Source organism: Anaerococcus sp. Marseille-P3625, assembly GCF_900232825.1.
GTDB lineage: Bacteria > Bacillota > Clostridia > Tissierellales > Peptoniphilaceae > Anaerococcus.
Genome location: NZ_OCTP01000010.1, coordinates 22665 through 46645, shown reverse-complemented (window position 1 = coordinate 46645; position 23981 = coordinate 22665). Strand labels below are relative to the sequence as shown.

At 30.9% G+C, this 23981-nt stretch carries 21 protein-coding genes; all 21 read right to left on the bottom strand.

Annotation, left to right across the window (positions count from 1 at the left end; genetic code table 11):
* Positions 1 to 5 precede the first annotated feature (5 nt).
* On the bottom strand, positions 6 to 272 hold the full coding sequence (gene rpsO, locus CS884_RS01535; RefSeq protein ID WP_099320339.1) for a 30S ribosomal protein S15: 267 nt from the start codon (positions 270 to 272) through the stop codon (positions 6 to 8).
* Between the two features lie 107 nt (positions 273 to 379).
* Positions 380 to 1318 (bottom strand): bifunctional riboflavin kinase/FAD synthetase, encoded by a 939-nt coding sequence (locus CS884_RS01530; RefSeq protein ID WP_099320338.1) that lies wholly within the window; start codon positions 1316 to 1318, stop codon positions 380 to 382.
* Positions 1308 to 2192, bottom strand: a complete 885-nt coding sequence (gene truB / locus CS884_RS01525; RefSeq protein ID WP_099320337.1) for a tRNA pseudouridine(55) synthase TruB — start codon at positions 2190 to 2192, stop codon at positions 1308 to 1310. The genes CS884_RS01530 and truB overlap by 11 nt, the downstream gene beginning before the upstream one ends.
* Complete coding sequence (locus CS884_RS01520; RefSeq protein ID WP_099320336.1) at positions 2185 to 3147, bottom strand: bifunctional oligoribonuclease/PAP phosphatase NrnA; 963 nt, start codon at positions 3145 to 3147, stop codon at positions 2185 to 2187. Before CS884_RS01520 ends, truB begins: the two co-directional genes overlap by 8 nt.
* Complete coding sequence (gene rbfA / locus CS884_RS01515) at positions 3137 to 3520, bottom strand: 30S ribosome-binding factor RbfA (RefSeq protein WP_099320335.1); 384 nt, start codon at positions 3518 to 3520, stop codon at positions 3137 to 3139. Before rbfA ends, CS884_RS01520 begins: the two co-directional genes overlap by 11 nt.
* The gene (gene infB, locus CS884_RS01510) at positions 3520 to 5778 is read right to left on the bottom strand and encodes a translation initiation factor IF-2 (RefSeq protein ID WP_099320334.1); all 2259 of its coding nucleotides are present in this window, start codon (positions 5776 to 5778) and stop codon (positions 3520 to 3522) included. Before infB ends, rbfA begins: the two co-directional genes overlap by 1 nt.
* A 10-nt stretch (positions 5779 to 5788) precedes the next feature.
* Positions 5789 to 6055, bottom strand: a complete 267-nt coding sequence (gene rnpM / locus CS884_RS01505) for an RNase P modulator RnpM (protein ID WP_099320333.1) — start codon at positions 6053 to 6055, stop codon at positions 5789 to 5791.
* A complete protein-coding gene (gene nusA, locus CS884_RS01500) occupies positions 6056 to 7258 on the bottom strand; it encodes a transcription termination factor NusA (protein WP_099320332.1) in 1203 nt (400 codons plus the stop codon).
* A 9-nt stretch (positions 7259 to 7267) separates the two neighbouring features.
* Entirely contained in the window at positions 7268 to 7717 is a 450-nt protein-coding gene (rimP, locus tag CS884_RS01495; RefSeq protein ID WP_099320331.1) for a ribosome maturation factor RimP, read from the bottom strand.
* A 130-nt stretch (positions 7718 to 7847) separates the two neighbouring features.
* Positions 7848 to 8492, bottom strand: coding sequence for an ABC transporter ATP-binding protein (locus CS884_RS01490; protein WP_099320330.1), 645 nt, complete (start codon positions 8490 to 8492; stop codon positions 7848 to 7850).
* 8 nt (positions 8493 to 8500) lie between these two features.
* A complete protein-coding gene (locus CS884_RS01485; RefSeq protein ID WP_099320329.1) occupies positions 8501 to 10726 on the bottom strand; it encodes a hypothetical protein in 2226 nt (741 codons plus the stop codon).
* Positions 10727 to 10841: 115 nt separating this feature from the next.
* Positions 10842 to 14942 (bottom strand): PolC-type DNA polymerase III, encoded by a 4101-nt coding sequence (locus CS884_RS01480; RefSeq protein ID WP_099320328.1) that lies wholly within the window; start codon positions 14940 to 14942, stop codon positions 10842 to 10844.
* Positions 14932 to 15993 carry a flavodoxin-dependent (E)-4-hydroxy-3-methylbut-2-enyl-diphosphate synthase gene (ispG, locus tag CS884_RS01475; protein WP_099320327.1) on the bottom strand — a complete coding sequence of 354 codons (1062 nt, stop codon included), beginning with the start codon at positions 15991 to 15993 and terminating at the stop codon, positions 14932 to 14934. Before ispG ends, CS884_RS01480 begins: the two co-directional genes overlap by 11 nt.
* 9 nt (positions 15994 to 16002) lie before the next feature.
* Positions 16003 to 17016: an RIP metalloprotease RseP gene (gene rseP, locus CS884_RS01470; protein ID WP_099320326.1), complete on the bottom strand. Its 1014-nt coding sequence runs from the start codon at positions 17014 to 17016 to the stop codon at positions 16003 to 16005.
* A gap of 9 nt (positions 17017 to 17025) precedes the next feature.
* Positions 17026 to 17802 carry a phosphatidate cytidylyltransferase gene (locus CS884_RS01465; RefSeq protein WP_099320325.1) on the bottom strand — a complete coding sequence of 259 codons (777 nt, stop codon included), beginning with the start codon at positions 17800 to 17802 and terminating at the stop codon, positions 17026 to 17028.
* On the bottom strand, positions 17799 to 18497 hold the full coding sequence (locus CS884_RS01460; RefSeq protein WP_099320324.1) for an isoprenyl transferase: 699 nt from the start codon (positions 18495 to 18497) through the stop codon (positions 17799 to 17801). The genes CS884_RS01465 and CS884_RS01460 overlap by 4 nt, the downstream gene beginning before the upstream one ends.
* Positions 18498 to 18758: 261 nt before the next feature.
* The gene (locus CS884_RS01455) at positions 18759 to 19940 is read right to left on the bottom strand and encodes a GspE/PulE family protein (RefSeq protein ID WP_099320323.1); all 1182 of its coding nucleotides are present in this window, start codon (positions 19938 to 19940) and stop codon (positions 18759 to 18761) included.
* Positions 19940 to 21469, bottom strand: coding sequence for a YifB family Mg chelatase-like AAA ATPase (locus CS884_RS01450; protein WP_099320322.1), 1530 nt, complete (start codon positions 21467 to 21469; stop codon positions 19940 to 19942). The genes CS884_RS01455 and CS884_RS01450 overlap by 1 nt, the downstream gene beginning before the upstream one ends.
* A 1-nt stretch (position 21470) precedes the next feature.
* Positions 21471 to 22370 (bottom strand): RluA family pseudouridine synthase, encoded by a 900-nt coding sequence (locus CS884_RS01445; protein ID WP_099320321.1) that lies wholly within the window; start codon positions 22368 to 22370, stop codon positions 21471 to 21473.
* Between the two features lie 116 nt (positions 22371 to 22486).
* Positions 22487 to 23218 carry a hypothetical protein gene (locus CS884_RS01440; protein ID WP_099320320.1) on the bottom strand — a complete coding sequence of 244 codons (732 nt, stop codon included), beginning with the start codon at positions 23216 to 23218 and terminating at the stop codon, positions 22487 to 22489.
* Between the two features lie 173 nt (positions 23219 to 23391).
* Positions 23392 to 23940 carry a GNAT family N-acetyltransferase gene (locus tag CS884_RS01435; RefSeq protein ID WP_099320319.1) on the bottom strand — a complete coding sequence of 183 codons (549 nt, stop codon included), beginning with the start codon at positions 23938 to 23940 and terminating at the stop codon, positions 23392 to 23394.
* Between the last annotated feature and the right edge of the window lie 41 nt (positions 23941 to 23981).

Sequence of the window (23981 nt, the reverse complement as noted above, 5' to 3'; positions counted from 1 at the left end):
AATAATTAACCTCTTATTCCTACTCTTTCGATAATTGATCTATATCTGTCGATATTTCTATCTTTTAAGTAGTTTAGTAATCCTCTTCTACGTCTAATCATTTTGAAAAGTCCTCTTCTTGATGAGTGATCTTTTGGATTAGCTTTTAAGTGCTCAGTTAATTCTTTGATTCTATAGCTTAATATAGCTATTTGTACTTCTGGAGAACCTGTGTCTCCTTCTTCTAATTGATATTCTTTGATTAATTCTTGTTTCTTTTCTGTAGTTAACATAACTTCCTCCTAATTAACATTTGCCTTAGGCCTTGTAAAAGTCGAGGTTTCAATCACCAAGCCTAGGTACCTAAGTTATTATACCAATAAAAAAGCATTTGTAAAGTTTACAAATACTTATTTTTTATACGTTCATAGGCCATTTTTTTATCTTTATTCATTTGATTTATTAATTCATCTACGCTATTAAATTTAAAATCTCCTCTGAAAAATTCCAAAAACTCAATTGAAATATTTTCGCCATAGATATTTTCATTAAAATCCAATATATATGTTTCTATTTTTCTTTCCTTGTTTTCAAAAGTAGGGTTTGTTCCAATATTTGTCAATGCAAAGTATTTTTTGCCTCTAACATTTGCCTGTGTTAGGTAAACTCCATCAATAGGAATTAGGTAATTATAGGATAATTTCAAATTAGCTGTTGGAAAATTCATATTTCTACCTCTTTGGTGGCCATAAATTACACTGCCTCTAATTTGATAAGGCCTTGCCAGATAGCTATTTGCTTTTTCGATATTTCCAGCTTTTATAAATTCTCTTATGGATCTTGATGAAATTTTTGTGCCATTATCGTAAGCAAATTCTATAACTTCTGTTTTGATATCAAATATATCTTCATAAGATTTTAAGGTATCGACATTTCCCTTGGCATTTTTGCCAAAATGATAATCATCGCCTACTACAACTATCTTAGTATTAAGCTTTTTATATAGAATTTCTTCTACAAATTCTCTTGGCGAAAGTGATCTAAATTTTTCGTTAAATTTGATTATGCAAAAATTATCGATGCCCATATTAGATAAGATTTCAATTTTATCATCAAGGCTTGTAAGATATTCATCTTGATCTTTTAAGGTTTTTCTAGTATTTTCTTTAAATAGCAAGACTGATGGATTTAGCTTATACTTTTTTGAAATTTCTATGTTTTTTTTCATAAGTTTTTGATGGCCCTTGTGGATTCCATCAAAATTTCCAAGTGATACTACTTTGGGGCTTACATCAGTTAGTCCCTTATCAAGGTCAATTACTTTTATATTATTTCTCATAAAATACTTTCTCCATTTTTAGAAAATACTGATTGTTACTTTTAAAATTTTTACCAAGACCAATAAATTCATCTTCAACATAGACCCTTAATAAATCGTCCGAATAAATTTTATCAATTCTCATGGTCATTCCATTTGTCGCTTGTCTGAGGTAAGATTTATCCAAAATTATTTCTTTATAAGCTTTTAGGGCAAAATCTACTGGCTTTATCTTTTTAATTATTTCTTCTTTGTCAATATTTAGCAAATCTTCTGATTTTATGGAATTTTCTATATGAAAATCTCCAACTTTGCTGCGAATTAGGCTATTTACATAGGCAAAAGAACCAAGACTTTCTCCTAAATCATCGATTAAGGTTCTAATGTAGGTTCCCTTTGAGCAAGTTATTTTAAAAGTTGCTTGGGGAAAGGAAAAATCTTTCAGAGTGAAATCGTAAATTGTAACGATTCTTTCTTTTCTTTGGACTTCTATGCCTTTTCTTGCCAAATCGTACATTTTTTCGCCATTTATTTTTATGGCTGAATACATGGGTGGAATTTGCCTTATTTGCCCTTTAAATTCCAGCATTTTTTCTAACAAGGTATTTTTATCAAAAACCACTTGGGATTGGTTAATAATTTTGCCAGAATAATCTAAAGTATCGGTTTTTTTGCCAAAAATTGCTTCAGTGATGTATTCTTTTTTCTCATCCATCAAAAAATCTGAAACTCTTGTGGCCTTGCCTATGACTATTGGCAAAACTCCACTAGCTTCCAAATCAAGCGTGCCAGTATGTCCTACTTTTTTTGTATCGAGAGATTTTTTAACCAAACTTACACACTTATTTGATGATATTCCTTTTTCTTTATTTATATTTAAAATTCCACTAATCATCTATATTTTTTAGTATTTCCAAGGCTTTTTGCTTAGCTTTTTCTAAATTTTCTTCAAATATCGAAAATCCACTTGCTCTAATGTGACCACCGCCTCCGTTTTCACGAGCTGTTTTGGAAACATCTACATCTTTTGAGCGTAGTGAGATTTTATATTCATTTTCTCCATATTCTTTCAAAAGCATTGATATTTCAATTCCTTCTAGATCTCGAAGAGCATTTACCACATTTTCTGCATCTCCCATTTGAACTTTGTGTTTTTCTACAAGTGCAATACTTGCTAGGGAGAAAACTTTATCGTCAAAAAATTCAGCATTTGAAATCATTTCATTTTCAAATTTCATCACATTTATTGGCTTTGATTGGTAAAGATTTTTGTAAACAAATTGCATATCAGCGCCTTTTGTTGAAAGTTTACCTGCAATATTAAAGGTATTTTCGCTTACATCGGCATACATAAATCTTCCAGTATCTGTAACTATGCCAGCAAATAATAAGGTAGCTGTTATTTCATCTAATGGAAAATCTAATCTATCAATTATTTCATAGACTAGCTCGCAAGTAGCTGGTGAGTCATCAACTATTATGTTTAAATCAGATTGGATTTTTCCTCCAACGTGGTGGTCAATAACTGCTGTTTTTTTAGAATTTTCTGCTATGGAAACAGCCTTTCCTATCCTATTTAGCTCTGAGCAATCCAAGATCAAAAATAAATCATAAGAATCTTTATAATCCTTTGAATAGTATTTAAGATCAGGCAAAAATTTAAGATAATTGTCTATCTCATCATGGCCAATGACATCACATTTTTTGCCATAATTTCTTAGAGATCTTGCAAACGCTAATGTTGAGCCTATATTATCCCCGTCAGGATTTACGTGAGAAGCTATAGCTATTGTTTCTGCCTGATCTATTAATTCTTTTAATTTTAATAATTTTTCATTATTAATTTTCATCTTCTCTATGAGACCTTTCGTCTTTTTCGATTGTTTCTGCTATTAGTTTATCCATGTATGCACCATATTCTATGGATTTATCAAGTTTAAAACGAAATTCTGGCATTGACCTTAGTCTCATACGATCTCCTATTAGCATCTTGATATAACCTTTGGCTTGATTTATGGCATCCATTACATCATCTTTTTTATCTTTATCTCCAAGGACTGATATATAACAATCTGCATAAGATAGGTCGTTTGTAACATTGACTTCTGTTACCGAAATACTTGCTATGTCAGAAAGTCTTGGATCGTTTAAGTCATCACGAATTATTTTGGATAATTCCTTCTGAACTTCTGCTCCAATTCTTTCAGTTCTAATTTTTTTCATTATATTCTCTCTTTTTCAACTATCTCGTAGGCTTCCATCTCATCTCCTACTTTGATATCATTAAATCTATTTAGTCCAATTCCGCCCTCATAGCCTGAAGCTAATTCTTTGGCATCATCTTTAAATCTTTTCATTGATGAAATATCGCCATCAAATATCACTACATTATCTCTAAGTAGTCTGATTTTTGCTCTTCTTGGAATTGTTCCATTTGTTACCATAACTCCTGCTATGGTTCCTACTGATGGAACTTTGAAAGTATCACGAACTTCAGCACGACCTAAAATTTCTTCGCTAAATTCTGGATCTAGCATTCCCTTAATAGCTTTTTCTACATCTTCAATTGCTTCGTATATAACACTGTAGGTTCTAATTTCAATGTTATTATCTTTAGCTCTTTCCATTGCTCCTTGGGTTGGACGAACGTTAAAGCCTATAATTATTGCATTTGAAGCTTGAGCTAATAATACATCTGATTCTGTAATTCCACCTACAGCTCCAGCTACTACTGTTACTTTGACCTCATCGTTTGAAAGTTTGATTAATGATTGGCTTACAGCATCAACTGTTCCTTTAACATCTGTTTTTACTATTATATTTAGATCTTTTAGTTTCCCTTCAGTTGCTTCTCCAGAAAGTTCTTCAAGACTTGCACCTCTTGCCATAAGTCTTTCTTCTCTTTTTTGTTCGCTAGCTTTTGCTGCATAAGAACGAGCTATTTTTTCATCTTCAACTGCAAATAATTTATCTCCAGCTTCTGCAACATCGGATAAGCCTAAAATTTGAACTGGGATTGAAGGACCAGCTTCTTTGATTTGTTCACCTTTTGAGTCAAACATTGCACGGATTCTTCCTGAAGATGATCCAGTTAGAACATAATCTCCTTCATGCAAAGTTCCTTTTTGTACTAGAACTGTTGCAACTGGACCACGAGCTTTATCTAATTGCGCCTCAATTATTAGTCCTACTGCATTTCTATTAGGATTTGCCTTTAGCTCTTTCATTTCTGCTACTAATAAGACCATTTCTAATAGCTCGTCAATTCCTTGACCAGTTTTGGCAGATACATTTACTGTAATTGTATCTCCACCCCAATCTTCAGATACTAGTCCATATTCCATTAATTCTTGTTTTACTCTATTAGGATCAGCTTCTTCCTTATCACATTTATTTACTGCTACGACTATTGGAATATTTGCTGCTTTTGCATGGTTTATTGCTTCGACAGTTTGAGGCATAACTCCATCATCTGCTGCTACTACAAGGATTGCTATATCTGTAGATTGAGCTCCTCTCATTCTCATTTCTGTAAATGCCTCGTGTCCTGGTGTATCAAGAAATGTTATAGCCCCTGCATCTAGATTTACGCAATAAGCTCCTATATGTTGAGTTATTCCGCCAGCTTCACCTCTTGTGACATGGCTATCTCTTATGCGATCGAGTATTGAAGTTTTACCGTGATCAACATGGCCCATTACTGAAACAACTGGTGCTCTTGTTATAAGATCACTTTCTTTATCTTCGTAATCAAGATCTATCTCTTGCTCTTCAACGGCTGAATATTCTTGCTCTAAGCTAATTTCCTTACCAAAATCCATGGCTATTAATTCAGCTTGTTCAAAATCTATCGGATCATTTAATCCTGCCATTATCCCTAATTGAATAAGTTTTCCAATTATTGCGTTGGCACTTTCACCAATTTTTTCTGCAAATTGGCCTACGTTTATGACTTCTGGTATTTCTATTTTTGAATTTTTATCTTTGTTGTTGTTATTTGACTGATTGATAGTTTTTGATCCTCTTGATTTCTTAGTTTTTTTCTTCCTATTTTTCTTAACCTTGTTAAAGTCTTCATTTAAAAAACTTTTTGTTTGGTCAGATTTTTTCTGTTTAGTAATCTTATTTGATTTTGTAAATTTTTCTTTGGTTATGACAAGTTCATCGTCATAATCATCTATTTCATCTACAACATCTCTTAAATCTTGTATTTTCTTTTTATTTTTCATACTCGGTTTATTGGTTTTTTTCTCGCTATTATGGCTTTTTTCTAGCTCTTTGTTAGCTTTTTCATTTTTCTTATTCTTTTTTTCTTTTTCTTCTTTGAAATATTCATTGATTATTTCTAAATCTTCGCCACTTACATTTGACATATGAGATTTGATATCAAGCCCAAACTCCTCATTTAGAAATTTAACCATTTCTTTAGCTGGCATTTCATGTTCTTTTGCTAGTTCGTACACTCTCATTTTGTTAGCCATATTCTACCCCTTACTTTATTTCATAAGCTTCTATCTCCTCATAAAGTTTGTCATCAATCTTTTGTTTGAATACTCGATTAAGCTTATTATTCTTCTTAACTTCTTCAAGACAAGCCTTGTTTTTGCAAATATAGGCTCCTCTACCGTTAAGTTTTCCTGTTTCATCTATTACAATTCCAAGCTCCTTATTGTCTACTATTCTAAGGAGATCTTTTTTGTCATAAAGCTTCCCACAAGCAATACATTTTCTTTGTGGAATCTTTTTTATTTTTGCCATTTATTCTAATTCCTCTAAATCATGGTCTTCGTTTACTTCTTCGTTATCCAAAATACTCTCATCAGTATTTGCTACTTTAAATTCATCTTCGGATAATATTTCTTCTTTATCTTTGCTATCAGAATTTTCTACTAATCCAAGTAGTTGGTCGATTTCATCTTTACTCATCTTATCAAAATCTTCTTTTGATTTTATGTCTATTTTCCAACCGGTTAATCTTGCAGCAAGCCTTGCATTTTGGCCTTCTTTTCCTATAGCTAGGGAAAGTTGATATTCATTTACTACTACTAGTGATTGTTTTTTGTTTTCATTTACCAAAACTTCTACTATATCTGCTGGTGAAAGAGCATTTGAAATGAATTTTTTAATGTCTTTGTCATAGTTTATTATGTCTATTTTTTCATTTTGTAATTCTTCTACTATAGAATTTACACGAATACCTTTATATCCTATGCAAGCTCCAACAGCGTCTATGCCATCATCATTTGAAAATACGGCTATTTTTGTCCTGCTTCCAGCTTCTCTTGCTATGGAATATATTTCGATGATTCCATCTGTGATTTCTGGAACTTCAAGTTCAAAAAGTCTTGTTACTAGATTTTCGCTTGCACGTGAAAGAATAATTTGAGGTTCTTTTGAGGAACTTCTTACATCTTTTATAAGAAATTTCATTCTTTCATTTGCTATATATTTTTCGCCTGCAACTTGCTCTTTTACTGGAACAACTCCTTCAATTTTGTCAAGATTTACATAAACATTGAATTTATCTTCTCTTTGGATTGTTCCTGTTATCATTTCATTTTCTCTATCTACGTATTCACCATAGACAGAATCTCTTTGTGCATCTCTAATTTTTTGGATTACAATATTTCTTGCAGTTTGAGCTGCTACTCTACCGAAATTTTTAGGGGCAATTTTTATTCTTGCCACATCTCCAATTTCTAGATTTTTATCAATTTCTTTAGCATCTTTTAAAGAAATCTCATTTACTCTATTATCCACGTTCTCAACAACATCTTTTAGGGCAAATACTTCTATATTTCCAGTTTCTTTATCTATAACTACATCCACATTTTCTGCGTTGTCGTAGTTTTTTTGATAACTTTTAACTAGAGCCTTTTCAAGGGCATCAAGTATTATTTCTTTATCGATGTTTTTTTCCTTCTCTAGCTCGTCTAGGGCTAGCATGAAATCTTCATTCATCAATTCTCCTTAAAAAACAATTTCAATGTTTATTTGCTTAATTTCTTCTCTTGGCACTGATTTTTTTTCTTCATTTGATTTTTCTAGGCTAAAAAGTAAATCATCATCGTTAATTTCTTCGATATGTCCTAAAAAACTATTCCCATTTTTTAGCTTAACTTTTAGTAATTCCTTGTAATTTCTAATCAAATCTCTGTCAGTTTTTAGTGGTCTTGACAAATCTTGACTTGATACCTCCAGATAGTAGCTAGATTTGATTAAATCAAGCTCGTCAAGTTTCTCATCAATGAAATTACTTACTTTTTCACAATCTTCAATAGTTATTCCATCTTCATCATAGATATAAAAAGTTAGGATTTTCCCATCCTTTCCACCCTTAAATTCTATGTCGCAAAGTTCATATCCAAGTGTATTTATATCTTCTTCAAAGCTTTCTTTAAGTTTATTAATTAAATCCATCTTACCATCCCTTGCTAATACAATATAAAAGAGCGGAAAATCTCCCACTCTTTTAACTAAATTTATTATACTTGTCTTTTTTTAACAATTCAATTGAAATCTCAAGAACTTTTTGAATTTTAACCTCATTTTACTTGTCAATGTCGATTATCCTATCGCAATTATTTGCTAATTTCATATCGTGGCTTACAATTATTATGGTTTTATCGTAAAGATCTCTTAAACTTAAAAGTAATTTAAAGACTTCATCGCTCATTTTTGGATCAAGGGATCCTGTTGGTTCATCTGCCAATATCAAATCTCCAGGCTTTAATACGCATCTTGCTATGGCAACTCTTTGGGCTTCTCCACCGGATATGGTATTAATTTTTTGATCTAACAAATCTAAGATTTCTAGTTTTTCTAAAATCTTTTTTATATCCTTATCTTTTTCTTCTTTGGATTTTTTAACATATTCCATGGCAATTAAAAGATTATCCTTTACACTTTTTGAGCTAACAAGAGCGTTTGTTTGAAATACATAGTTTATTTCATTTCTTCTTATAAGGGTTGCTTCTTTGCTATTAATATTTGGAAGTGGTTTTTCTTTTAGTAAAATTTCTCCGCTATCGTATTCTTCTAAAAGTCCAATCATATTTAATAAGGTTGATTTGCCAGAACCACTTTTGCCAACTATGGCAAGGATCTCGTTTTTTTCTAGGTCTAAAGAAAAGTTGTCGATTATTTTTTTCTTGCCAAATGATTTTGATATATTTTTTATTTGTAAATGTTTCATACATGCTCCTATTTCAAAAATTCTACTAACAGATTAAATTGATCTCTTTTTGTTAGTTTTATCATAAATATAATTTGCATAGCTCCAATTATTAGAGCTAGGATTAAGCCAAAAATAGATTGGCATATTAGGGCTACCGATAAATTTATCAAGCTTGCAATAATTATTACCAGCCAAAGTGGCTTATAGATTTTTTTGTTGTCATAGCCTAGGAATTTTTTGATATTTACTTCTTCTAAATAAATTTCCCTATAAAGATTTATCAATGTAAGTAATATCAATATGCACATAGCAGAAAATAGCATGGCGATTAATACAAAAGTTCCGATACTTTGGGCAAGACTTTTTATCATTCCAGTAATAAGATCTTTAATCTTTACAAATTCTGGCATATTATCGTCTAAATTAAATTTTTTGTAATATTCTTTATTTATATACTTATCGTAAGCTTCTTGATTTAGCTTAATTGTTGAATTAGTTTCGCCTCCTCCTAGCAAGGACTTAGCCTCAAAATAAAGGATATTTTCTGGAGTGATTAATGAAATAACAGCTTCATTAGTCTTTAGAGGAAATTTATCCTCATATCTATCGTCATCTTTATCAGTTGGAAAGGCAAAATATTCTCTGTCGTTTTCATAAGTAAAGAATTTTGCTCCTTTTATTTTAGGGAAGTCATAGGAATCTTTGTCGGCATATTCTTGATTTTTCTTTATATCATCTACGGTAAAATATTTTTCTAATTGGTTTTTTTGATCTTTTGTAAAAGTTTTTGGGATTAAATATACACGATATCCATTTTCGGCAAAATCCGTCATCTGATTTGTAATTTCTATTCCCATATCTTCGCTAATATAATTTTTATCTGCCTTAAATTCTACAAAGGAGAAATTTGGCGGATATTTATAAACATTTTCCTTTTTAAATATTTCATAATTTTCTCCCCTATAAAATTCAGTGTGAATAGTTTTTACTCCTTCTTTGCCAGCAATTGATTTATAAAAATCTATAAAATCATTGTCTATTGTTGGAGTTTCACCATTTTGAGGATTCATATAGTCATTACCAATATTAAACGTTGTATTTACATAATAATCAGAAACTTCTTCCCAGCTATTTTTCGTTTCTATTTGATTAACTAGCTCTGCTACTGACTTATCAATTCCTGATAAAGATAAGAAGCTTGTTGAAACATTTACCAAAATATACAAAAATATTCCAAAAGCAAGTAGTCCTTTTTTGCTAATTCTTCCATGCATGGCAGCAATTGGTTTAACCGTCCTTAGTATCAAAGAAACCAAAAATTCAAAAATCAAAAACAAAATTAAATTTAAAAGTCCTGCCAGTAGGAAAATTCCATAGTATTTCAGACTTTTAAAGCTTCCCATACACAAAATAAATCCGTAAGGAATAAACAAAATCGGTAAAATGTAGGCGATTTTATTAAAAGGTCCATAAATACTTTTTATGTATTCGCCCTTTGACCAGCCTTGAAGCAGATAAACTCCCATATCTTCTAATTTAGAAACTGTAATAATTATTAGCATGGCCAAAATAACAAGACTAACTACAAGATATATTCCAATAAATGATAAAGGAATATTTTCGCCCATTGTTACCATGCCACCAGTTTGATTTTTGATATCATCTATAGATTTTCCAGTAATTTCTGAAATTTTCTCGTAAAATTCTTTGACATCATCATCAGTTAATCCAATAGCCTTATATTTTCCGTTAAAGCCTTGGAGTCTACCCATTCCAATTAGATTTATAAAGGCGTAAGAATCTCCCATAATAAATTTTGGAGTCTTCTCAATCATTTCATAATCGCTATTTAATAATCCTATCGTTCCACCATCTTCTTTTAATTTTTTAAAGCTTTGATCGCTTGCATATTTTTGGTTCAAAAACGATAAATTTAGATCAGCTTTTCTTCCTTCATAGTCTCCGCTAATGTAAGTTACGTGCACTAATTTTTTGCCCGCATAATCATAATCATCTTTTTGCTTTAAGAAAATAGCATTTTTTTCTGATAAAAATCGCTCCAAATAGTCTCCAACAGCCTTATTTTTATCAAATTCTATATTATTTAAAGAAATCTCCTTATATTCTTTGGCAATATTAGAAAAATTTTCTTTATATTTATAATCAAGATAAAAACTTGTCAAAATTGCAAAAACTATAGATTGAATGATTAATAATGTAATTATCAGACCTTTTCTTTTATCTTTTTCCATAATTTGCTCCTAATTTTAATTTATATATGTTATATGTATAATATAACACCAATTATAATGAAAGTCAATATTCAAATAAAAAAAACTACTAATATTTAATTAGTAGTTTAATTTATTAAAAGAGTCCATCAAATAAACTCATTTGATTTTCTTCTCCCATACCATCTATGATGCCGAAAGTTTTTAAAGCTTCCATGGCATTTTTGTTTAGCGAAGTTCTTTGATTTAAGTCTTCGACTGATATAAATTCACTTTTTTCTCTTTCATTTACTATATCAATTGCCATTGCTTCTGAAACATTATCTACTGCTGATAAAGGTGGCAAAATATAGCCTTTTTTGTCGCTTAGGATGAATTTTCTGCTATCTGATTTGTACAAATCGGCCTTGTCAATTTGTATATCTCTTGCATACATTTCTTCAGCAACTTCTAGAACTTTTCTAATATTTTCATCACGAGCAGTAAGATCAAATCTGTCTTTGTAGCTATTGAGCGCGCTTTGGATAGATTGAAGTCCGTTTATTATTATAGAATAGACAAAGTCATTAACTTTTGTGTTAAAATATGTTGCATAAAACGCTTCTGGATAATAAACTTTGTAATAAGCTATACGATAACTCATTAGACAATATGCAACTGCATGAGCTTTCGGGAAAAGATATTTTATCTTTAGACATGATTCTATATACCATTCTGGCACTCCATTTTCTCTCATATAATCAAGCTGTTCTTCTGATAGAGATCTGCCTTTTCTCACTATTTCCATTATTTGGAAAGATTTTTTCTTATCAAGACCTTTTTGGATAAGAGAGTTCATAATATCATCACGAGTTGAGATAATTTCATCAAAGTCTGCAGTATGGCTTGTTATCAAATCTTTTGCGTTATTATTCCAAACGTCAGTTCCGTGGGATAGACCAGAAATGCGGGTCATTTCTGAAAATTTCCTCGGATAAGTTTCTTTAAGCATTCCTCTTACAAAATTTGTTCCAAATTCTGGTATGCCCAAAGTTCCTATCTCGTTATTTGAGAAATCATGCTTTATATTTAGCTCTTTAGTGCTTGAAAATATGTCCATAACTTTTGGATCGCCCATTTTAATTTTTAAAGGATCAGTTCCTGTTAAATCTTGCAAGGCACGAATTATACTTGGAACGTCGTGGCCTAGAAGGTCAAGTTTTAACAAAGTTTCATGCATCATATTGTAGGTAAAATGTGTTGTTTTTATATCTCCATTTGGGTCATCTGCTGGATATTGGATAGGCGTTATGTCAAAAATATCTATGTCATTTGGCACTATTATAAGTCCTCCAGGATGCTGACCTGTGGTTCTTTTTACATCCTTTAGACCTCTTTGAAGTTTTCTTATTTGAGCGTTGGTAAATTCTTCCTTGTATTCTTCGCTATATTTTTTTATATAACCAAAGGCCGTATTATCTTGGATAGCTCCAATTGTTCCAGCTCTAAAAACTTTTCCTTCTCCAAATAATTCTTCGGTATATTTATGAATTGTAGGTTGATATTCTCCTGCAAAATTAAGATCTATATCTGGTTCCTTATCTCCCTCAAAACCTAAGAAAACTTCAAATGGAATGTTGTGACCATCTTTATTTAGTGGACTTCCGCATTTAGGACAAGTTTTATCAGGATAATCAATTCCAGCTCCCAATCTATCTTCTTCAAAAAATTCGCTGTATTTACATTTTGGGCAAACGTAATGAGGAGATAAAGGATTTACTTCAGTAATTCCAGCCATAGTTGCTGCAAAAGATGAGCCTACAGAACCTCTCGATCCAACCAAATATCCATCTTCATTGGATTTGCCAACTAATTTTTTTGCGATGATATATAAAACTGCATAACCATTGGAAATAATAGAGTTTAGTTCTTTTTCTAATCTTTCTTCTACAATTTTTGGCAGAGGATCTCCATAAATTTCCCTTGCCTTATTAAAGCAAGTTTCCCTAAGTTTTTCTTCAGAGCCTTCAATTTTGGGTGGGAAAGTTCCAGGTGGGATTGGCCTTATGTCCTTGATAGATCCTGCGATTTTTTTAGGGTTGTCGATGACAATCTCTTTTGCCAAATCATCATCCAAATAAGAAAATCCTTCAAGCATTTCTTTGGTAGTTCTTAGATAATATAAAGGCTTATTTTCGTGGTATCTAAAGTATTGACCCTTATGTAAGATATTTCTAAGCATGTAATCTTCCGCTTTTAAGTATCTTACTCCTCCAGTTGCCACAGCTAATTTGCCGCTATTTTTAGCTAAACTTATTATTTTTTTATTTATATCTTTTACTTGTTCAAAATTTCTCATATGAGCTTTGCTAACTTCATCGGCAAATATTCCCAAAGGCTCGACTTGGAAAAAGTCAAAAAATTCTACAAGCTCTTCGATTTTTCTTCTTGGATAATCATTTAATAAATATGAAAATAAAATCCCTTCATGGCCTCCACTTCCTATAAGTAAGCCTTCTCTAAATTCTTTAAGAAGAGAAATAGGAGTTCTTGCTTCTTTGTCAAAGTTTTCCATCCTTGATTTTGAAATAAGTTTGTAGAGGTTTTTTAAACCGATTTCATCTTTAGCAAAAACTATAGCAGAAAAATTCTCATGTTTTGCCTTTGGATAATTCGTAGAAAAACTATTAATATTAGAAAGATTAATTCCATCTTTTACGATCATCTTAAACATTTTTATAAAGATTTGACCTGTAGCTCTTGCATCATCGCTTGCTCTGTGATGGTTAAAGGCTGGAATATTTAATTTTCTGGCGATTTTATCAAGAGAAAATCTACTCATGTCTTCAAATAAAGAACGAGCCATAGGCAAAGTATCCATATATATTGGTTTAAATTCTATTCCTAAATTGTGGGCATTTTCTCTTACAAAACCAATATCAAAGTCAGAATTTTGTCCAACTAAAATTGTATCTTTTGCAAAATCTAAAAATCTCGGCAAAGCTTGGTCAATTTTTGCCTTATCCATAACCATTTCGTTAGTTATGCCAGTTAATTCTGTAACTTTTTCTGGAATTAATTTTTCTGGATTTACTAATTCATTAAAAGTTTCTGTAATCTCTCCGTTTTTTATTCTAACAGCACCAATTTCTGTGATCTTGTCAGCAAATCTTGATAAACCAGTAGTTTCTAAGTCGAAAACAACAAATTCTTGATCTTTGATGTCATTAATTTCAGGGACTTCTTTTTCTGATAAATTAGTTAAAATTCTTAGTTCATCTTCTACCAAAAGCAATTCTGCTCCAGGAAGCATTTTTTTGCCGGTTTTTTTGATAGCTTCATATAAATCTGGCAATCCTTGCAAAGTTTCGGTATCAGTAATTCCAATAGCTTCCCAATCCCAATCTTTTAATACATTTACGATATCAACATTATCGACAAAACCATCTAAGTTGGTCATTTTGCTATGAAGTTGAAGTTCAATTCTTTTTTCATCGGCCGTGTCAATTTTTTTGCTTAGTTGAGCTTCTTCTAAGGAATTTATGGTAAAAATCTCATCATGAGCATAATCATCGTAATTAAGAACTCCTTGAACTTTTACTCCAATTCCCTCTTTAAGATTTTTTAGCTTGAAATTTGTTTTTTCACTTGCAAAAATCTTACAACTTATGGCATCAGTTTCATCTTCAAGGTCAAAAGTGTAGATAAAAGAATGATTTTTGGTTTCAAAGACATCAAGGGCAAAAACTTTTCCTATAAGTACAACTCCTAGACCTTTTTTATCATAAATATCTGATATTGAAATTACATCGTCTTTGATTTTTCTGCCAAATTTAAGAGTTTCTTTTTTGCAATCTTCTTTTTTTTCTTCTGGTTTTTTTTTGTTAATGGCTATACTTATCCTATTTAATAAATCTTCTTCTTTGCTTGCTAAGAAGTTTTGATAAGTATCTTCCTTAGGAGAAATTTCCTTGTCATTTTCCTTGCTTTTTTCATCGCCATCAGAATTTTTAGCTGAATTTAAGTTAATTTCTTCTTTTTCTTTATTTGAAATATTATTTTCTTCACTTTTATAATCGATCATTAATGTCAAATAAGAAAAATAAGCTTCTAGATTTTTTATAAGCTCATCATCAAGATTTTCATTTGTTGATTCTATTGCTAATTTAAGCTCGTTTTTATTTTTATTATAAATAGCAGAGCTTATAAAATATTCATTTTCCTTTATTTCAATAAATTTACATAAATCAATTTTCATTTAGATTGCTTTCTTTTAATACATCTACAAGCGTATCGACAATTTCTTCTTCTTTTACTTTTTTTATGGTCTTGCCATCTTTAAACAAGAATCCCATACCATTTGCAGCAGATATCCCATAATCCGCTTCTTTTGATTCCCCTGGACCGTTGACTGGACAGCCCATTATTGCAACTTTTGCATTTATTTTTAGGTCTTCGGTCTTTTTTTCAACTTCTTCTACGATTTTTTCCAAATCTACACTTGTTCTAGAGCAAGTTGGACAAGAAACTATATCAAGTCCATCGCTTCTTAAATTTAGGGCTTTTAGTATTGCCTTTGCAGCTTTTACTTCTTCTATTGGATCTCCTGTTATAGAAACTCTTATGGTATCTCCAACTCCATCTTTTAACAAAGATCCAATTCCTATTGAGGATTTGACTAAAGCTTGGTACAAAGGTCCAGCTTCTGTTACTCCCAAATGCAAAGGATAATCGCAAAGAGCTGATAATTTCCTGTAAGCGTCGATCATGGTATTTACATCAGAAGATTTTACGGAAATTTTGATATCGTAAAAGTCCATATCTTCCAAGATTTTTATCTCTTCCATAGCACTTGCCACAAGGCTATCTGCATTTACTCCATGAAATTTATCGATTATTTCTTTGGAAATCGACCCGGAATTAACTCCGATTCTTATTGGAATATTTTTATCTTTGCAAGCTTCTACTATTTTTTTTACCTTATCAGAAGAGCCGATGTTTCCAGGATTATATCTTAAACAATCGCAGCCATTTTCTACTGCTGCCAAAGCTAATTTATAATCAAATTGTATATCTGCCACAAAAGGAAGATTTGTCATCTCTTTTATCTTTGAAATTGCTTTAGCATCATCCATGTCATTTATGGCAGATCTTGATATATCACAGCCCGCTTTTTCTAAGTCGTTGATTTGTTTTACAACATTTTCTATATCGCTTGTCTTAAATGTTGTCATTGATTGGATAGAAATAGGAGAGTTAGCTCCAATTCCAACATCTCCTACAAAAATTTGTCTAGTTTTTTTTCTCATTACATCTCCTTAAAAAAGTGTAAAAACATCTTTTATTGTAACTAATAATATTAGGCTTAAAAGTATTACAAAACCAACAATAGTTACTTTTTCTTCGATTTTCTTATTAACTTTCTTCTTTGTAATCATCTCATAAAGGTTTGTCACAAGTTTTGAACCATCCAAAGCTGGAAACGGTATTAGGTTAAAAACTCCAAGGTTAACACTGATATATGCCAAGAAATACAAGAGATTCATTAGTCCATTATTGGCTTGATTTCCTATTTCTTTTACAACTCCAACTGGCCCACTTAAAGCCTTAACTGATAATTTTCCTGTAAATAAATTACCTAAAATAGCAAAAATCATTTTTACATTCTTGTTCATTTCCTTAAAGCCAAGGCCTATAGATTCAAAAAATCCCACATCTCTTAGCTTAGAACTTACACCAAGAAAGGCTGTATTTTTTTCAAAATAAGGTTTTATGGTAAAAGATTTTTCCTCATCATTTCTTTTTACTAAAACTTCTACAGGCAAATCCTTGTCGTTTTCTTCATAAAACTTAGCCAAGACTTTTGAAATATCGGCAAATTCAGAAATATTTTCATCATTTACTTTAAGTATTTGATCGCCAATTTCAATACCTGCTTCTTTTGCCTTTGAATTTTCAGAAAATCCTCCAACTTTTGTGCTTGCAGTTCCTGTATTAAAAATAACTACAGAAAAAATAATTGCTGCTAATAATAAATTCATAAAAGGTCCTGCAAGGATCGTTAGAAATCTTCTAGAAGCTGGCGCATTGTCATAACTTCTAGGATCTGATGAAGATTCATCTTCTCCTTCCATGGCACAATAGCCTCCGATTGGCAAGATCCTTAGAGAATATAAGGTTTCCCCTTTTTCTTTTGAATAAATCGCAGGTCCCATGCCAACTGCAAATTCATTTACTTTTATTCCTGATAATTTCGCCACTATAAAATGCCCGAACTCGTGGATTGTCACCAAAAGTAAGAACATAATTATGGCTATAATAACTGTTTTCATTTAAACTCCTTAAATAATGGAAAAAAGATATAAAAGTGGCGCTATGAAAATCATTGAATCAAATCTATCCATAATCCCACCATGACCTGGTATTAGGTCGCCAAAATCTTTTATTCCAGTTTGTCTTTTTATATAGGATGCTATCAAATCTCCAATTTCTGATAAAAAAGATCCTACAATTGAAAATACAATAACATATATTAATTCTATATTAAGTGAAGAATATTTCACATAAATACAATTTAAAATAACTGCTCCCAAAATTCCACCAACAGCACCTTCAATAGTTTTATTTGGGCTAATATGAGCGATTGATTTTACTTTGTGTTTGCCGATAGTAGATCCTACAAGATAGGCAAAAGTATCAGATCCCCAACTGGTTAGATACAAAAGCCATACATATCTATCATCAACTATTCTTATAATATTTCCCATAAGCACTGGGACATACATTAAGATAAATAAGCTTGTAAAAACATCTTCTATGGTGTTTTTGGTATTAAAAATCATATAAACCAAAACCAAAAATATTGAGAAAATAATGGCAAGTGTATAAATTTCTGTATTTAGAAGATAAGCTCCAGAAATAATAAGCAAATCGCATACCATTAGAAGTCCCCAAGGAGGAAATATTCCTTTTTTATTAAAAGCATTGGCCATTTCTTTAATAGCAATCAAAGAAAATATAGCAACACCCAAACTAAGAGTATTGTGACCAAAGAAGGTAATTACAAGCATAATAAAAAGTATAATTACCCCGCCAAAAGTTCTAAGCAAAAGATTCATTTGATATCTCCAAATCTTCTATTTCTTTTTTTGTAAGCTTCTATCGCCTTGTCAAATTCATCACTTGTAAAATCTGGCCATAGGCAATCGGTAAAATAAAGCTCACTATAAGCTATTTGATAAATCAAGAAATTTGAAATTCTTAGCTCTCCACCAGGTCTAATCAACAAATCTGGATCTGGAATATTCTTAGTATAAAGATTTTCTTTTATCAAATCTTCTGTAATTTCAAAGCTTTCATATCCCTTATCTATAATAGATTTTACTGCATGAACGATTTCAGCTCGTCCACCATAATTTAGGGCTATATTTATAAATAAAGATTTATTGTTTTTTGTTTTATCCAAAGCAAGTTTGCAGGCTTTTTTAGTTGGGCTTGGTAAAGCTTCTAAATCTCCTAAGAAATTTAACTTGCAGTCATTATCCATAAGCTCAGCAAGTTTTTTTTCGACAAAGCTTATCAAAAGCTTCATCAAATAATCAACCTCGCTTGCTGGTCTTTTCCAATTTTCAGTAGAAAAAGCATACAAGGTTAAATATTTAACCCCGCAATTTTTGGCATGAATTGCTATATCAACCACATTTTCTGCTCCACGCTTGTGACCAAAAGTTCTAGGCATGCCCTTATTTTTTGCCCAGCGACCATTGCCATCTAATATTATTGCCACATGCTTAGGTATATTTTTATCTTCCATAATTTCCCCAAAATAAAAAATCTAAGCATATTATACCATTTTTTGAAATTACTTATAATAAATCAAAAAAAAGAGCAGAAATTTCTGCCCAAAAATTTTAACTAATTCCAATTTTGTTTAGAATTTTTCCAATCATCGTAAAAAAATTTAATATAGATAAGCACAACGAATATGCCAAGAACTATGCCCATAACATTTGCAATAATTGATCTTTTTTAATAAAAAATCACCTCTAGTAATTTAAATAAATATTAATTTTCCTTATATCTGATCATAGATCACTCTCATCACTTCTTCAAAGCTTGTTCTTCCATCAAAAACTTTGCTAAGTCCGTTATAAGCCATGGTTTTAAATTGATTTTTTTCTGCGTAAGTATTTAGACTTACCAAGTCGATTTTTCCTTCTCTTATAAGATCGCGAAATTCATCTGTTATTAAAAAAACTTCCTCTATTGCTTCTCTACCCTTGTAACCGTCCATACAATTTGGACATCCCTTTGGTCTATAAATTTTTGTATCTCTTGGAATATCCACGTATTTTCTAGCTATTTGATATTCCAAGTCTGTCATTGTATCTTCTTTTTTGCAAGAGCAAAGTTTTCTTACTAGCCTTTGACTTGCTAGTGCATTTATGGCTGAAGATAAGAGATAATCAGCAATTCCCAAGTCCTTTAACCTAATTATTGATGATAGAGCATTATTGGTATGTAAAGTTGTAAGAACCAGATGTCCAGTAATTGCAGCTCTTATAGCTATTTGAGCAGTTTCTTTATCTCTTATTTCTCCAACCATAATTATGTCTGGATCTTGGCGAAGAATCGACCTAAGTGCATTAGCAAAAGTAAAATCGATTTTTTCGTTGATATTTATTTGATTTATCCCACAAATATTGTATTCAACTGGATCTTCAATGGTAATTATATTGTCATAATCATTATTTAGTTTATTTAAAAGTGCATAAAGAGAAGTAGATTTTCCAGAGCCTGTTGGTCCAGAAAAAATTATCATACCAGACTTATTTTTTATGGCTTTTTGCAAAATTTCTTTGGAAGTTTCAGAAAACCCCAACAAATTTGCTCTTTTTTCAAAAGAAAAGACGCTTAAAACTCTTATTACAAGCTTTTCTCCATTTATTGTACCAATTGAGGAAACTCTGAAATCTATCATGTCAAAGCCTTTAAGCTTTAGACTTTGATCTTGAGGTCTTCTATGCTCAGCTATATCCATATTTGCCATTAATTTAATCTTTGTTATGAGCATTTGATAATTTTCTTTGTTAATTCTTAAAATCTCATCCAATCTCCCATCAATTCTTAGTCTAATCCTTGCATAAGATTCTTCTGGTTCAATATGAATGTCACTTGCATCATTTGATAGAGCATAATCTATTAAATCATATACAAATTTATCGATATTTTTACGAATTTCTCTTTGATCTAGCATTAATTACTCCAATATTTCCCATCAAGCGACCTATATCTTACTGCTTCTAAAAGATGTTTTTCGCTGATATCCTTGGCCTGATCAAGGTCGGCAATAGTCCTTGCCATTTTTAAAATTTTGTTAAAACTTCTTACAGAAAAATTGTATTTGTTAAAGGCAAGTTTTGCTAGCTTTTCAACTTCTGGACTTAGTTTTATGTATTTTTTCATCAAAGCTGTGCTAAGCTCTGAATTTGTATTTATCTTTTCGTTTTTATAGCGATCTTTTTGAATTTTTCTTGCCATTTCCACTTCTTTTTTCAATTCATCAGATGATTTTGAATAGGAAGTATCTTTTAAATCCTCATATTTTACTGGAGCAACTTCTATATGAATATCAATTCTATCCAATATAGGCGCAGAAATCTTATTTAGATAACGTCTAATCTCATTTTGTGAACAAGTACATTCTTTTAAGGGATTGCCAAAATTGCCACAAGGACATGGGTTCATTGCAGCTATTAAAATAAAATCTGAAGGATATTTTAGACTTGCTTGAGCTCTGGAAATATTTATCTCGTGATTTTCTATCGGCTCTCTTAAAGATTCTATGGTTTTTTTATCAAATTCTGGAAATTCATCCAAAAATAAAACTCCCCTATGAGCTAAGGAAATTTCTCCAGGCTTTGGAATTGAATGACCGCCTCCTATTAGTGCAACTTCGCTTGCGCTGTGGTGAGGTGATCTAAAGGGTCTTTGATTTACAAGTTTGCCCCTATCTAATAAGCCCATTATCGAATAAATTTTGGTGACCTCTACTTTTTCATCAAAACTCATATCAGGTAAAATCGTCGGCAGATGTTTTGCAGAAAAAGTTTTGCCAGATCCAGGAGGCCCAATCATCAATAGATTGTGGTTGCCAGCTGCTGCTATTTGCAAGGCTCTTTTTAGGCTTTCCTGACCTTTTATGTCCTTAAAGTCATAATCATAGTGAATATCATCGTCGATTTTTGATAAATCTAGTTTATGAGGGATAAGGTCTTTTTCTTTGTTTAAAAAACTTACAATATCGTTTAAATTTTTGAAAGGATAAATTTCAACATCGTTGATTATTGCGCATTCGTCCTTGCTTTCATCTGCGATAATAAATTTTCTAAAACCAAGCTCTCTCATAGCTATAACCATAGCTAAAGCTCCTCTAATTGGGGCGATTCTACCATCTAAGGCCAATTCTCCTAAGAATATATATTCATCGTGATCGTAATTTATAACTCCCATTGAGGATAAAAGCGAAATTGCAATTGGCAAATCTAATTGAGTTCCTTCTTTTTTTAGATCTGCTGGTGAGAGATTGACTGTAATTCTACCAAGGGGAAATTTATAACCTGAGTTGACAATAGCAACCCTAACTCTTTCTTTGGATTCTTTTATTGATGAATCTGGCAAACCAACTATCAAAAAAGCCGGCAAGCCAGATGTTATATCGCTTTCAACTTCTACAAGATTTCCCGTAAGTCCAAGTAGACTACAGGTGTTTGATTTAGAATACATATTATTCTCCAATTCCTAAAATATTTTGATATTTTAAAAAGCTATCGTGAGCTTTTGCACTATAAGAAACTTCTTTTCCATCTTTGTCTGTAAAAGCAAGTTTTATGCAATGAAGCAATTGATGGTCTAGATTAAAATTGTGCTTGACATTTCCATAAACTGGATCACCCAATAAAGGATGATTTAAATAAGTCATGTGAACTCTTATCTGATGAGTGCGCCCTGTTATAAGGTGAATTTTCACCAAGGAATAGCCATCCACTTCTTTTAAAACTTCATATTCGGAAATTGCAATTCGGCCAGATTTACTAACCGCCATTTTTCTGCGGTTATTTTTATCCCTATCCATAAAAGTTTCTATTCTTCCAGATTTTTTGTCAAAATTTCCAAAAACTATAGCCAAATATTCTTTGTAAACTTGTCTTCTTTCAAAAAGATCTTTAAGATACTTATATGATTCATTATTTTTTGCAATAACCATAAGCCCTGTCGTATCTTTATCAAGTCTGTGGACTATGCCAGGCCTATCATCTCCACCAATATGAGATAGCCCCTCATAGCCATATTTATATAGTAGGCCATTTACCAAAGTTCCACTTACAATATTTCCTGCAGGGTGGACAATGACATTAGTATTTTTATCGATAATTGCATAGTCGTCATTTTCATAAACGACTTTAATATCCATAGGTTCAGGCTTTATTTCTACAACTTCAAAAAGCTCATCATCTATATCAATCTCATCTGCTTCTTCCAATTTGTAAGAAGGCTTAATATTTTTATTATTTACTTTTATTTTATTATCTTTGATAAAATTTTTTATTTTTTCACGAGGAATTTCTTCAAATTCATCCGAAATATATTTATCAACTCTAATTTTTTCATATGCTTTAAGTTTCATAATATAATTATAGCAGTTAGTAAAAAGTCTTTCCAATATTTGTATATCTTAGGCTTATTTATTAAAAATTACAAGAAAAAAGACTGCATAATTATTCGCAGTCTAATTCTAATCTATTACTTTTCTTTTTTTCTTAAAAACGCAAAGCCAGCTGTTGTTGAAAATAAGGTTATTATGCTAGCTATTTGAGAAGATATTCCTGTTTTGGCATTTTCACCTGCTATTACCGTTTTTGGTATTGCTGTTTTTATAATATCTTTCTTGCTTGTTTTTGTCTGAACTTTTTTAACTTGTGCTTTTGTTTTTAATACATTCTTATTTTTATAATTTTTATTTGTGAGTTTTTGTGTTTTAGGAGATTTTTCTTCTTTAGTCTTATTTTCATCAGAAGATTTGCTTTCAATACTTTTTTCTTCAACAGATTCTGTAGTATTTTTTTCTTCTGTTTCATTTTCTAATGCATCAGAAGTTTCATGATTATCAGCTTCTTCTTTATCATTTTTTCCCGATTTTACTTCTCCATTTTTTATATTATCTTTAGTTTCTTCCTCTAAATTCTTAGACTCTTTTTTCATTAATGTCCCATCTTCTGAGTAATTTTTAAGAAAATTTATTCCAAGAATTTCGTTTAATTCTTCTTTTAGATCTTCATTATAGTGAACTTGATTAACTTCTAGATTTATTTCATCACTTGCAAAAGCTTCTTTAGGCAAAAATGAAAAAGAGTAAAAAACTGCTAAGGAAATTACGCAAATTGAAAGTTTTTTGACCTTATATTTTCTTTTTCCTTTTAATATTGATGACTTTTTTTCATTAAAATAACTTGTGCTTTTATTTTCGCTTTTCATAAGCTTTCCTTCCTTTATATATACGTCGATATTTTTTCTAAGTTGATTAAGCTTAATTTCTTAATTCTTCTTATATTATAACATAAATAATTAAAATATTTTCAAGTGATTTTCTAAGCTTTATTAATTCACTATAATATTTATGTATTTTTATTCAATAAAGCATTGATTCATTATCTGCTTTTAGAATTTAATTTGCTAGCAAGATTGCAAAAATCATCTTTCCTTAATTCATAAAAAACTACAGAATTTAGCTTTCCTAATTGATCTTTGTAAGAATTGTAAGAAATGGATTTTTCTTTAAAACCTAGCTTTTCATAAACATGCTGGGCTCTTTTGTTAACTAAATTTGTATCTAGAGTAATAATTCTTGCACCCATTTTAAATAACTGATCAATAAATAGGCTTAAAATAATTCTTCCCAAACCCTTATCTTGATATTGAAATTCACATATTTTTATTCCTATGTCATAAACAAAATCACCTTGATATTTATAATTCATCTCTCCTATTGGCAAATTTTTATATTCTATAATTAGAGTTCTTTTTTTCTCATCACTATCATTTAAAAGTTGCTTTGAAATTTTTTCTGCACTTGTATTTAATCCCAAAGGAAAACCAGCATGAGCCATAACTTTGCCATCATTCCACCGTTTAGCCAATTGGTTTGAATCATCTGGATTTGCATTTCTGATATTTATGTCTAGGTATTTTATATCCAAAATTCTATCTCCTTTAAAAATTATTATATGATTTTTGGATA